The following is a 12756-nucleotide window of genomic DNA, read 5'->3' as shown; positions in this document are numbered from 1 at the left end:
GTTCCGGAGACCTATTACAGGTCGCCGTAACCCAACGAACGCAACGCGCGCTCATCATCAGACCAACCACCCTTAACCTTCACCCACAGGTTGAGCATGATCTTGGAATCAAACAGCAATTCCATGTCCTTGCGCGCTTCGGTGCCGATGCGCTTGATGCGCTCGCCCTTGTCGCCAATGATGATTTTCTTCTGGCCGTCACGTTCAACGAGGATCAACGCGTGGATATGCAGGGTCTTGCCCTGCTGCTTGAACTCTTCGATTTCGACGGTGATCTGGTACGGCAGCTCGGCGCCCATCTGGCGCATGATTTTCTCGCGTACCAGTTCGGCGGCGAGGAAGCGGCTGCTGCGGTCGGTGATCTGGTCTTCCGGGAAGAAGTGCTCGTTCTCCGGCAGATAACCGGCGATCACACGCTCCAGGGCTTCGAGGTTGTGCCCGTGCTGGGCCGAGATCGGCATGATCTGGGCGTTCGGCAGTTGTTCCTGCAGCCAGCTCAGGTGCGGCATCAGCTCGGCTTTGTCTTCGATGCGGTCGGTCTTGTTCAACGCGACGATCAACGGGCCAGTGACGTACTGCACGCGCTCCAGAACCATCTGGTCTTCGTCGGTCCACTTGGTGCGGTCGACCACGAAGATCACCACGTCGACGTCTTTCAACGCCGCCGAAGCGGTTTTGTTCATGTAGCGGTTAAGGGCCTTTTCGCCGCCTTTGTGCATGCCCGGGGTATCAACGTAGACCGCCTGTACGGCGCCTTCGGTCTTGATGCCCAGCATGTTGTGGCGGGTGGTCTGAGGCTTGCGCGAGGTGATCGCCAGCTTCTGTCCCAGGATGTGGTTCAGCAACGTGGACTTGCCCACGTTCGGACGGCCGACGATGGCAACATAGCCACAGCGAGTTGCGGTTGAATCAGTCATGGCCATTCTCCACGCCCAGGGCAATCAGTGCTGCAGCGGCCGCTACCTGTTCGGCAATACGACGGCTCACACCCTGACCTCGGCTTTTTTCATTCAGTAAGGTGATTTCGCATTCGACGAAGAAAACTCGGCAATGCGGCTCACCCTGGATATCCACCACTTCGTAACGCGGCAGGTCGCAACCCCGGGACTGCAGGAATTCCTGCAGGCGGGTCTTCGGATCTTTGTTGGTGTCTACCAGCGTCAGGCTTTCGATCTCGGTCGCCAGCCAGGCGACAACGCGCTCCTTGGCTGCTTCCATGCCTGCATCAAGGTAGATCGCGCCGATCAGTGCTTCAAGGGCGTCAGCCAGGATCGACTCGCGACGGAAACCGCCGCTCTTCAGCTCGCCGGAACCCAGGCGCAGGTAATCACCCAAGTCGAAACCACGGGCCAGTACGGCCAGGGTCTCGCCTTTTACCAGGCGCGCACGCAAGCGCGACAACTGGCCTTCACGGGCCAGCGGGAAGCGATCGAACAAGGCTTCGCCTGCGACGAAATTGAGGATGGCATCACCGAGGAATTCCAGGCGCTCGTTGTTACGCCCGGCAAAACTGCGGTGTGTCAGGGCAAGGATCATCAATTCCTGATCCTTGAAGGTGTAGCCGAGCTGACGCTCGAGACGGCTTAGAGAAACGCTCACGGTTTACCCACATTCAGTTCGAGGCACCGGTGGCCTGCGACGATTAACGCTGTGTTCAAATTCAAATCCTGGTGGTTGCTGCATGGAGCCGGACTTTGTCCAAGCCCCAGAAAAGCATTCGGCGCTGTGTTCACAGCGCCGCATGGATTACTTGATCAGCCCGACCCGCGAGAAGTTCGGCAGGTGGCTGAGCTTGGGTTCCGGCCAACTCATCCAGACCGCGAAGGCCTTGCCGACGATATTCTGGTCGGGGACCATGCCCAGCAGCTCTTTGGGAATATTGGGATCATCCCAGTAGCGGCTGTCATTGGAGTTGTCGCGGTTGTCGCCCATCATGAAGTAATGCCCGGCAGGCACTGTCCATTGGTTGTCAGGCGGCGAACGGTAGCGGCTCATTTCCTTGCGGATTTCGTGCTCTACCGCTCCGAGTTTTTCCTGGTACAGCTCGGCGCTGCCCAGGGTGTTCGGCTCGGAACCGATCAGTTTTTCTGCCACCGACTCGCCATTGACGAACAGGCGCTTGTCGCTGGTGTAGCGAATCACATCGCCCGGCAAGCCCACTACACGCTTGATGTAGTTGACGTTCGGGTCGCTTGGGTAGCGGAACACCATCACATCGCCGCGCTGCGGGTCACCGATCTCGATGACTTTCTTGTCGATCACCGGCAAGCGAATCCCGTAGGAAAACTTGTTCACCAGGATGAAGTCGCCCACGTCCAGGGTAGGTTTCATCGATCCCGAAGGGATCTGAAACGGTTCCACCAGGAACGAACGCAGCACCAGCACGATGAACAACACCGGGAAGAACGACTTGCCGTATTCAACCAGCATTGGCTCTTTGTTCAGTTTCTCGACCACCGCCACATCGGGCTGGCTGACGCTGCCCTGATAGGACGCGATGGCAGCCCGGCGACGCGGGGCGAAGAACATCAGATCGAGCAACGCCAGGAGACCGCAAACGGCAACGGCAATGACCAGCAACAGCGGGAAATTTAGTGACATAGGACCTAACTATCCAACCTGAGCACCGCAAGGAAGGCTTCTTGTGGAATTTCCACGTTGCCCACTTGCTTCATGCGTTTTTTACCGGCCTTTTGCTTCTCGAGCAGCTTGCGCTTACGGCTGACGTCGCCGCCATAGCATTTGGCCAGTACGTTCTTTCTGAGTGCCTTGACGGAGGTCCGTGCAATGATCTGCCCGCCAATGGCGGCCTGGATCGCGACGTCGAACATCTGGCGCGGAATCAGTTCTTTCATCTTTTCGGTCAACTGGCGACCTTTGTAGTGCGCGTTGTCCTTGTGCACGATCAGCGCCAGGGCATCGACCTTGTCGCCGTTGATCAGCACATCCAGCTTCACCAGATTAGCTGATTGGTAACGATCAAAATGGTAATCCAGCGAAGCATAGCCGCGGCTGGTGGATTTGAGACGGTCGAAGAAGTCCAGGACCACTTCGTTCATCGGCAAATCGTAGGTCACTTGCACCTGGGTACCGAGGAACAGCATGTCGTGCTGTACGCCACGCTTCTCGATACACAGGGTAATGACGTTGCCCAGGTGCTCTTGCGGCACAAGAATATTGGCCCGCACGATCGGTTCGCGCATGTCTTCGATGGAAGACAGATCCGGAAGCTTCGACGGGTTGTCGACGTAAATCGTTTCACCGGTTTTCAATAACAGTTCAAAAATAACTGTCGGTGCGGTGGTGATCAGGTCCAGGTCGTATTCGCGCTCGAGGCGCTCCTGGATGATTTCCATGTGCAGCATGCCCAGGAAACCGCAGCGGAAGCCGAAGCCCAATGCGTCGGAGCTTTCCGGGGTGTACTGCAACGACGAGTCGTTGAGGGTCAGCTTCTGCAGGGCTTCGCGGAAGTCCTCGAAGTCGTCGGAGCTGACCGGGAACAGGCCGGCGTAAACCTGCGGCTGGATGCGTTTGAAGCCCGGCAGCACGTCGACGTCAGGGGTGGCGCTCAAGGTCAGTGTGTCACCCACCGGTGCGCCGTGGATGTCCTTGATGCCGGCGATGATGAAGCCCACTTCACCGGCTTTCAGATCAACGGTTGCAGTGTGCTTGGGGTTGAACACACCCACGCTGTCCACCAGGTGGATCTTGCCGGTGGATTTGACCAGGATCTTGTCGCCCTTCTTCACACGGCCGTGGCGCACGCGTACCAGGGAAACAACGCCCAGGTAGTTGTCGAACCAGGAGTCGATGATCAACGCTTGCAGCGGATCTTCGTAGTTGCCGGTAGGCGCGGGAATGGTCTTGACCAGGCGCTCGAGCACTTCGTCGACGCCCAGGCCGGTCTTGGCGCTGCACTCGACGGCGTCGGTGGCGTCAATGCCGATGATCTTCTCGATCTCTTCCTTGACGCGGTCCGGATCGGCCTGTGGCAGGTCGATCTTGTTCAGCACCGGCATCACTTCCAGACCTTGCTCGATGGCGGTGTAGCAGTTCGCGACGGACTGGGCTTCAACGCCCTGGCCCGCGTCCACTACCAGCAACGCACCTTCACAGGCCGCCAGGGAACGGCTGACTTCATAGGTGAAGTCGACGTGGCCCGGTGTGTCAATGAAGTTGAGCTGGTACTTGATACCGTCTTTGGCGGTGTAGTACAGGGTAACGCTGTGGGCCTTGATGGTGATCCCGCGCTCGCGCTCGAGGTCCATGGAGTCCAGCACCTGGGCTTCCATTTCACGCTCGGCAAGGCCGCCGCACATCTGGATAAATCGATCGGCCAGCGTCGACTTGCCATGGTCAATGTGGGCGATGATGGAGAAATTGCGGATATGACTCAAATCACTCACGGATCAACACTCAAAAAGGCTGCAGGCAGACTGCCCGCTGAAAAATAGCCGGGAATTGTACCTGATGCGCAGACCTGACGTCATCCATGGTGACCAAGAACAAAAATGCCCCGATCGTTCGAACGGGGCATTTTTTGTTCATAAGCGCGGGTTCAACCGGCCCGACGCAACAGCCAGAAGCCGGCCACGGCGCAAATAGCCGTGGGCACCAGCACCGCAAACAACGGCGAGAAGCCGAATACCAGGCTGGACGGCCCCAGCAGGTCTTGGGCGATACGGAAGGTAAAGCCCACCAGCACGCCGGTGAACACTCGCTGACCGAGGGTTACGGAACGCAGCGGACCGAAGATGAACGAGATCGCCATCAGCACCAGCGCAGCGGTTACTACCGGCTGCAACACCTTGACCCAAAACGCCAGCCAGTAACGGCCATTGTTCAAGCCCTGGTCCTTGAGGTAGTGGATATAACCCCACAGGCCGGAGATAGGCAGGCTTTCCGGGATCATCACCACGGTATTCAGCAATTCGGGCTTGAGGGAAATATCCCACTGCTCCGTCGGAACGTTGATCACTTCGGTGGTCGACGCCGCGCCCTTGCCGATATCTCGGAAATAGGTGGTGGTCACATCGCTGAGTTGCCACTTTTCTTCGGCGTACTGCGCACGTTTGGCGAAGCTGGACGACAACAGGTGACGTTCTTTATCGAAGTGATAACGGGTGACACCGATCAACAGGCCACCCGGTTGTACGGCGTTGATGTGGATAAACTCCTCACCCTGCCGGTGCCACAGGCCATGCTTGGAGCTTTGAGCATCACCGGACCCCTGGGCCAGGGCACGATTGGCCTGGGCTGTGGATTCGGCCGGAGGCGCCACGTATTCACCGATCAGCACGCTGACCGCCATCAGCAACAGCATGGGCTTCATGACCGCCCACACGATGCGGCCAATGGAAACACCCGCCGCACGCATGATGGTCAGTTCGCTGTTGCTGGCCAGGCTGCCAAGGCCAATCAGGCACCCGATCAGCGCAGCCATCGGCATCATGTCGTAGAGACGACGTGGCGCTGTCAGCGCCACGTAGCTCAGAACGTTGGTAACGGTGTAGGTATCGCTGACGTTGCCGACTTCATCAATGAAGGCGAACAACGAGGCCAGGCCCAGAATAATGCCCAATACCGCAAGGATTGCGACCAGGACGCTGCTACCAATGTAGCGGTCGAGCTTAACCACGAGCCATCTCCTTCATGCTGCGACGACTCCGCATCTTCAAACGCATCGGCTCCCAATAAAGCAGGCCCAGGCCAATCATCAGGAAGATCCCGTGGACCCACCACAACCCAAGAGCCGGCGGCAGCTTGCCCTTCTCCAGGGAGCCGCGGGCGGAAATCAGGATGGTCAGGTAAGCCATATAAAGCAGGATGGCCGGCAACAGTTTGAGGAAGCGGCCCTGGCGCGGGTTGACCCGGGACAGCGGTACCGCCATCAAGGTCACGATAAACACCAGCAGCGGCAGGGAAATCCGCCATTGCAGTTCAGCAATCGAGCGCAATTCCTTGCTGCCGATCAGGTCCGGCGTCGGGATCGCGTCGCGGTCGGTCACTTCGTCGCTGACATCCGGACGGGCAAGCATTACACCGTAAGTGTCGTACTTGATTGCCCGGTAATCCGCCTGCCCGGGGCTGCCGTCATAGCGATAACCGTTCTCCAGGATCAGATAGCGACTGCCGTCCGGACGCACTTCCTGGCGCCCGCTGTCGGCCACCAATATGGAAATACCACGGTCTTTCTGGTTCTGGCCGAGGTTCTTCTGGGAGATGAACACACCGCCCAGGTTGGCACGGTCATCCGACAGTTGTTCGGTGTAGGTCACCCGGGTGCCGTCGTTGAGCGCTTGAAAGCGGCCCGGTTCCAGGGTGTCGAATTCGGTCATGGCGTCCTGTTTGTTGAGCACCAGCTGGAACTGCAAGGCTCCCTGGGGCGCCAGGCTCAGGCTCAGCCAGGCCACGATCAGCGCGATACCGGTGGCCGGGACCATGGTCATGGCCAGCAAGCGCTGCTGACTCATGCCGGTGGCCGACAGCACGGTCATTTCGCTTTCGAGGTACAAGCGGCCGTAGGCCAGCAAGATCCCGAGAAACAGGCCCAATGGCAGGATCAGCTGCAGGAAGCCCGGCAGGCGAAAGCCCATGATCAGGAACAGCGAACCCGGATCCAGGGCACCCGAGGCAGCCTGGGCGAGGTATTTGACGAAGCGACCACTCATGATGATGACCAGCAATACCGCACTCACGGCACTCAGGGTCAACAGGACTTCGCGGGACAGATAACGGAAGACGATCAAACCAGACACTCCAGGGTTGTCAGGCTAAGGCGGCCAAACAAGCAAGCATATCGAGACGACCCATTGCTGCAGGCCGGCTAAAAAGATGGCGCATTATCCTGTGATTGACCGCACCTGTCACGGAGCTTGCTCATACGCGTGCACAAAGCTGCCCACAAGGGTTGTCAGGCTCGGGCGGCGAGGTTCAAACTGCGGCCTTTGTCGCGGGCGGCCTACAGGCTGCCAAGCTTACAAGCCGGAGTACAGACTCCTGGCTCACTGACCTTTATAAGGGACCCGAAAATGGAACTGGTTGTAAAAAGCGTTAGCCCCGAAACGTTGAAAACCGCCACCCTCGTGGTCGCTGTCGGCGAAGGCCGCAAGCTGAGCGTTGCCGCCAAGCAACTGGACGAACTGAGCGGCGGCGCCATCAGCGCGGTCCTCAAGCGCGGCGACCTGGCCGGTAAAGTGGGGCAGAGCCTGCTGCTGCAAAGCCTGCCCAACCTTAAAGCCGAGCGCGTATTGCTGGTGGGCGTGGGCAAGGACGCCGAACTGGGCGACCGTCCGTTCCGCAAGATCATCAGCAGCATCCTCACTACCCTCAAGGGCCTGGGCGGCACCGATGCAGCCCTGGCGCTGGACGAAATCGTGGTCAAGGGCCGCGACAGCTACGGCAAGACCCGCCTGCTGGCCGAAAGCCTGCTGGATGGCGGCTACGTCTTCGACCAGTTCAAGAGCACCAAGGCCGAACCCCGCGCCCTGAAGAAAGTCACCTTGCTGACCATCAAGGCGGCCCAGGCTGAAGTGGAACGCGCCGTGACCCACGCCCAGGCCATCGCCGGCGGCATGGCTTTCACCCGTGATTTGGGCAACCTGCCACCGAATATCTGCCACCCAACCTACCTGGGCGAGCAAGCCAAGGCGCTGGGTAAAGAATTCAAGGGTTTGAAAGTCGAAGTCCTGGACGAGAAGAAGATCAAGGAACTCGGCATGGGCTCGTTCTATGCCGTGGGCCAGGGCAGCGACCAGCCGCCGCGCCTGATCGTGATGCAATACAACGGCGGCAAGAAGTCCGAGAAGCCATACGCCCTGGTCGGCAAAGGCATCACCTTCGACACCGGCGGCATCAGCCTCAAGCCGGGCCTGGGCATGGACGAGATGAAGTACGACATGGGCGGCGCCGCCAGCGTATTCGGTACCCTGCGTGCCGTGCTGGAACTGAAGCTGCCGATCAACCTGGTGTGCATCCTGGCCTGCGCCGAGAACATGCCGAGCGGCGGCGCGGCGCGTCCGGGCGACATCGTTACCACCCTCAGCGGCCAGACCGTGGAAATCCTCAACACCGACGCCGAAGGCCGCCTGGTGCTGTGCGACGCCCTGACCTACGCCGAACGCTTCAAGCCGCAAGCCGTGATCGACATCGCCACCCTGACCGGGGCCTGCGTGGTTGCCCTGGGCGCCCACACATCGGGCCTGCTGGGCAACAACGATGAACTGATCGGCCAACTGCTCAGCGCCGGCCAGGCTGCAGACGACCGCGCCTGGCAACTGCCGCTGTTCGATGAGTACCAGGAACAGCTGGACAGCCCGTTCGCCGACATCGCCAACATTGGTGGCCCGAAAGCCGGCACCATCACCGCTGCGTGTTTCCTGTCGCGTTTCGCCAAGAACTTCAACTGGGCGCACCTGGACATCGCCGGCACTGCCTGGACCAGCGGCGGCAAGGACAAGGGCGCCACTGGCCGTCCGGTTCCATTGCTGACCCAGTACCTGCTGGACCGCGCCAAGGCCTAACCCTGTAGGAGCGAGCTTGTTCGCGAAGGTCGTTAACGATAACGCGCTCATTCTGGATGAACGCGTCGTTCTCAGGTTTTTCGCGAGCAAGCTCGTTCCTACAAACCCCGGGACGGCCGCAACGCCGCCCCGGGCTCAGGAACCGCAATGACCCAAGTCGACTTCTATATATTGCCCAGCGCCGATCCTTCCGCGCGCCTGGACTTTGCCTGCAAGCTCACCGAAAAAGCCTGGCGCATGGGCCACCGCATCTACCTGCATTGCAGCGATGCCGCCCAACGTGACGACCTCGACGCCCGCCTCTGGCGCTTCAAGGGCGAAAGCTTCGTACCACACGGCCCTGCCGAATCAGAGCCGGAAGGCCTGGTGGTGCTGGGTTTGGGCGACAGCTGCGGCGATCACACAGACCTGCTGGTCAACCTCGACCTGAAAGTACCGGCCTTCGCCAAAGGTTTTGCCCGCGTGGCGGAAGTGGTGGTGGAAGACCCGGCTATTCGTCAGGCCGCGCGGGAGAGTTTCCGTTTCTACCGCGAACAGGGCTATTCTCTGCAAGATCACCGGCTACAACGACTTTGAGCACATGATGGACACTCCAAACCCGCTAAAAGACTCTGACCACCTGCTGGATGACCTTGAGTCGATCCGCAAGCTGCTCGGTGATGATGACCTGCAACCGCCGCTGCTGACCGATGCGGTCAACGGTGACGTACAAATTCCTTTGCTGTTCGATATGGTCGGCGGCAAGCCTGTTGCGCCGGAACCTGTCGAAACGCCCGCAGAGCAAACCGCACCCGCGCCGGCAGTTGCCGTGCCTGCCGCAGAGAAAGCGCCCGACGCCCTCTTGCTGCATCTGGACAACGAACTGCGCGCCGCTGCGCAACTGATCATGCAAGACGTGATCGACGATTTTGCCCCGCATATCGAAACCGAGATCAAGCGCCGACTGGATGCGCGCATGGAGCGGTTGTTGAGCCAGTACCAGAACTAGGGCTGACACATATCCCGTGTGGGAGCGGGCTTGCTCGCGAAGGGCGTGAACGATAACGCGTGCATCCTGAATGAACGCGCCGCCCTCAGGTTTTTCGTGAGCAAGCTCGCTCCTACCCCTCTCCCCTATCCCCCGCTATACTTGTCGGCTTTCCTGAATTAATGCCAACTAGGGTCCCGCCGCGCATGGATAAGACCTACCAGCCGCACGCTATTGAAACTTCCTGGTACCAGACCTGGGAGTCCGAGAATTATTTCGCTCCGCAAGGCGCGGGCGATGCCTACACCATCATGATTCCGCCACCGAACGTCACGGGCAGCCTGCACATGGGCCATGGCTTCAACAACGCGATCATGGATGCCCTGATTCGTTTCCGCCGCATGCAGGGTCGCAACACCCTGTGGCAGCCAGGTACCGACCACGCCGGCATCGCCACCCAGATGTTGGTGGAACGCCAACTGGAAGCCACCGGCCAGAACCGTCACGACCTGGGTCGCGAAAAATTCCTGGATAAAATCTGGGAATGGAAGGATCAGTCCGGCGGCAACATCAGCCGTCAGATCCGACGCCTGGGTTCGTCCGTCGACTGGAGCCGCGAGCGCTTCACCATGGACGACGGCCTGTCGGAAGCCGTGAAGGAAGCCTTTGTGCGCCTGCACGAAGACGGCCTGATCTATCGCGGCAAGCGCCTGGTCAACTGGGACACCAAGCTGCACACGGCGATTTCCGACCTTGAAGTGGAAAACCACGACGAGAAAGGTTTCCTGTGGAACCTCAAGTACCCGCTGGCTGACGGCGCCAAGACCGCCGAAGGCAACGACTACCTGATCGTCGCCACCACTCGTCCGGAAACCATGCTTGGCGACGCCGCCGTCGCGGTTAACCCGAACGACGAACGCTACCAGGCGCTGATCGGCAAGTTCGTTGAGCTGCCGCTGGTTGGCCGTCGCATCCCGATCATCGCGGACGACTACTGCGACCCTGAATTCGGCACCGGCTGCGTGAAAATCACCCCGGCCCACGATTTCAACGACTACGAAGTCGGCAAGCGCCACAACCTGCCGCTGCTGAACATTTTCGACAAAAACGCCGCTGTTCTGCCGGCCTGCCAGGTATTCAACCTCGACGGCACGCTGAACGAGAGCATCGACGGCAAGATCCCGGCTGAATACGCCGGCCTCGACCGTTTTGAAGCGCGCAAGCAAATCGTTGCAGCCTTCGACGCTGCCGGCCTGCTGGTCAGCGTTGATGACCACGCCCTGAAGGTGCCGAAAGGCGACCGCTCCGGCACCGTCATCGAGCCTTGGCTGACCGACCAGTGGTACGTGTCTACCAAGCCGCTGGCCGAGCCGGCGATTGCTGCCGTGGAAGACGGCCGCATCGCGTTCGTGCCTAAGCAGTACGAAAACATGTACTTCTCGTGGATGCGTGACATCCAGGATTGGTGCATCAGCCGCCAGCTGTGGTGGGGCCACCGGATTCCGGCCTGGTACGACGAGTCGGGCAAGGTCTACGTTGGCCGCGACGAAGCCGAAGTACGTGCCAAGCACAACCTCGGCCCGGACGTGACGCTGCAACAGGACAACGACGTACTGGACACCTGGTTCAGCTCGGGCCTGTGGACCTTCTCCACCCTCGGCTGGCCACAGCAGACCGAGTTCCTGAAGAAATTCCACTCCACCGACGTGCTGGTCACCGGCTTCGACATCATTTTCTTCTGGGTTGCCCGGATGATCATGCTCACCATGCACTTGGTGAAAAACGAAGACGGCACCCCGCAGGTACCGTTCAAGACTGTGTACGTGCACGGGCTGGTACGTGATGGCCAGGGCCAGAAGATGTCCAAGTCCAAGGGCAACGTCCTGGACCCACTGGACATCATCGACGGCATCGACCTGGAAACCCTGGTGCAGAAACGCACTACCGGCCTGATGCAACCCACGCCAAAACTGCTGAAAAAGATCGAAAAGCAGACCCGCGAAGAATTCCCGGAAGGTATCGCCAGCTACGGCACCGATGCCATGCGCTTCACCTTCTGCTCGCTGGCGTCGACAGGTCGCGACATCAAGTTCGACATGGGCCGCGTCGAAGGCTATCGCAACTTCTGCAACAAGATCTGGAACGCCGCGCGCTACGTGCTGGATAAAGGCGAAGACTGCGGCCAGAACGGCGAGGCCATCGAGCTGTCCCTGGCGGACCGCTGGATCATCTCCCAGCTGCAGCGCACCGAAGCCGAAGTGACCCGTCAACTCGACCAGTTCCGCTTCGACCTGGCGGCGCAGGCCTTGTACGAGTTCATCTGGAACCAGTATTGCGACTGGTACCTGGAACTGTCCAAGCCCGTGCTGTGGGACGAGAACTCGCCGATCGAACGTCAGCGCGGCACCCGTCACACCCTGGTGCGCGTGCTGGAAGTGGCGTTGCGCCTGGCGCATCCGTTCATGCCGTTCATCACCGAAGAAATCTGGCAGCGCCTCGCGCCGCTGGCCGGCAAAGACGGCAAGACCATCATGCTGCAACCTTGGCCGGTGGCCAACGAAGCCCGCATTGATGAGGCGGCTGAAAGCGACATCGAATGGCTCAAGACCCTGATGATGGGCACGCGCAACATCCGCGCCGAGATGAACATCGGCCCGGGCAAGCCACTGGCCGTGTTCGTGAAGAACGCCAGCGCTGAAGATCAGCGTCGCCTCACCGAGAACGACGCGCTGCTCAAGAAGCTGGCGAAGCTGGAGTCGATCACCGTATTGGCTGCAGGTGCCGAAGCGCCGCTGTCCGCTACCGCACTGGTTGGCGAGATGGAAGTGCTGGTGCCGATGGCCGGCCTGATCGACAAAGGTGCCGAACTGGCGCGCCTGGATAAGGAAATCCTGCGTCTGCAAGGCGAAGTGCAGCGGGTGGGCGGCAAGCTGTCCAACGCGGCGTTCGTCGACAAGGCTCCGGCTGAAGTCATCGAGAAAGAACGCGCCAAATTGGCCGAAGCTGAACAGGCTTTGGGCAAACTGGCCGAGCAACATGCGCGGATTTCCAGCCTGTAAGGTGCAGCCCGTGTGAAAAAAGAGACCTTCGGGTCTCTTTTTTTTGCCCAGGAAAGCAATGACATATCTCTTTGCAAACCCGATCAATGTGGGAGCTGGCTTGCCTGCGATGCAGGCGACTCGGTGTATCTGTCAGACGGAGGCGATGCCATCGCAGGCAAGCCAGCTCCCACATTTGACCGAGTTCGACTCAAGAATGTGGGACAAT

The 12756-nt window shown here is 59.8% G+C and carries 10 protein-coding genes; 4 read left to right on the top strand and 6 right to left on the bottom strand.

Annotated elements, in window-relative coordinates; all coding sequences use genetic code 11:
* Nucleotides 1–14: 14 nt before the first annotated feature.
* The 6 genes from era to lptF all read right to left on the bottom strand — a co-directional run bounded on the left by era (nt 15) and on the right by lptF (nt 6749).
* Entirely contained in the window at nt 15–917 is a 903-nt protein-coding gene (era, locus tag SNL23_RS20190; protein WP_003210432.1) for a GTPase Era, read from the bottom strand.
* Nucleotides 910–1599 carry a ribonuclease III gene (rnc, locus tag SNL23_RS20185; protein WP_076017605.1) on the bottom strand — a complete coding sequence of 230 codons (690 nt, stop codon included), beginning with the start codon at nt 1597–1599 and terminating at the stop codon, nt 910–912. The genes era and rnc overlap by 8 nt, the downstream gene beginning before the upstream one ends.
* A gap of 147 nt (nt 1600–1746) precedes the next feature.
* Complete coding sequence (lepB, locus tag SNL23_RS20180; protein WP_076017606.1) at nt 1747–2601, bottom strand: signal peptidase I; 855 nt, start codon at nt 2599–2601, stop codon at nt 1747–1749.
* A 5-nt stretch (nt 2602–2606) separates the two neighbouring features.
* Complete coding sequence (gene lepA, locus SNL23_RS20175; RefSeq protein WP_076017607.1) at nt 2607–4406, bottom strand: translation elongation factor 4; 1800 nt, start codon at nt 4404–4406, stop codon at nt 2607–2609.
* Nucleotides 4407–4558: 152 nt separating this feature from the next.
* A complete protein-coding gene (gene lptG, locus SNL23_RS20170; RefSeq protein ID WP_076017608.1) occupies nt 4559–5638 on the bottom strand; it encodes an LPS export ABC transporter permease LptG in 1080 nt (359 codons plus the stop codon).
* Nucleotides 5631–6749, bottom strand: a complete 1119-nt coding sequence (lptF, locus tag SNL23_RS20165; RefSeq protein WP_076017609.1) for an LPS export ABC transporter permease LptF — start codon at nt 6747–6749, stop codon at nt 5631–5633. Before lptF ends, lptG begins: the two co-directional genes overlap by 8 nt.
* Before the next feature lie 282 nt (nt 6750–7031).
* Here lptF and SNL23_RS20160 point away from each other — a divergent pair, with 282 nt between their 5' ends.
* The 4 genes from SNL23_RS20160 (at nt 7032) to SNL23_RS20145 (ending at nt 12548) form a co-directional block, all read left to right on the top strand.
* Nucleotides 7032–8522: a leucyl aminopeptidase gene (locus SNL23_RS20160; RefSeq protein WP_076017610.1), complete on the top strand. Its 1491-nt coding sequence runs from the start codon at nt 7032–7034 to the stop codon at nt 8520–8522.
* A 147-nt stretch (nt 8523–8669) separates the two neighbouring features.
* On the top strand, nt 8670–9098 hold the full coding sequence (locus SNL23_RS20155; protein ID WP_102605183.1) for a DNA polymerase III subunit chi: 429 nt from the start codon (nt 8670–8672) through the stop codon (nt 9096–9098).
* Between the two features lie 7 nt (nt 9099–9105).
* The gene (locus SNL23_RS20150; protein ID WP_076017612.1) at nt 9106–9510 is read left to right on the top strand and encodes a DNA polymerase III subunit chi; all 405 of its coding nucleotides are present in this window, start codon (nt 9106–9108) and stop codon (nt 9508–9510) included.
* Between the two features lie 185 nt (nt 9511–9695).
* Nucleotides 9696–12548 carry a valine--tRNA ligase gene (locus SNL23_RS20145; RefSeq protein WP_318303250.1) on the top strand — a complete coding sequence of 951 codons (2853 nt, stop codon included), beginning with the start codon at nt 9696–9698 and terminating at the stop codon, nt 12546–12548.
* Nucleotides 12549–12756: the final 208 nt, after the last annotated feature.

The organism is Pseudomonas sp. SED1, assembly GCF_034044025.1.
Classification (GTDB): domain Bacteria; phylum Pseudomonadota; class Gammaproteobacteria; order Pseudomonadales; family Pseudomonadaceae; genus Aquipseudomonas.
Note: the sequence above shows the minus strand (reverse complement) of the source record. Positions and strands in the feature narration are given on the sequence as shown.

Coding starts and splice junctions, on each gene's coding strand:
- SNL23_RS20150 (WP_076017612.1), top strand. CDS start 9,106: ATGGACACTCCAAACCCGCTAAAAGACTCTGACCACCTGCTGGATGAC.
- era (WP_003210432.1), bottom strand. CDS start 917: ATGACTGATTCAACCGCAACTCGCTGTGGCTATGTTGCCATCGTCGGC.
- SNL23_RS20145 (WP_318303250.1), top strand. CDS start 9,696: ATGGATAAGACCTACCAGCCGCACGCTATTGAAACTTCCTGGTACCAG.
- SNL23_RS20155 (WP_102605183.1), top strand. CDS start 8,670: ATGACCCAAGTCGACTTCTATATATTGCCCAGCGCCGATCCTTCCGCG.
- lepB (WP_076017606.1), bottom strand. CDS start 2,601: ATGTCACTAAATTTCCCGCTGTTGCTGGTCATTGCCGTTGCCGTTTGC.
- SNL23_RS20160 (WP_076017610.1), top strand. CDS start 7,032: ATGGAACTGGTTGTAAAAAGCGTTAGCCCCGAAACGTTGAAAACCGCC.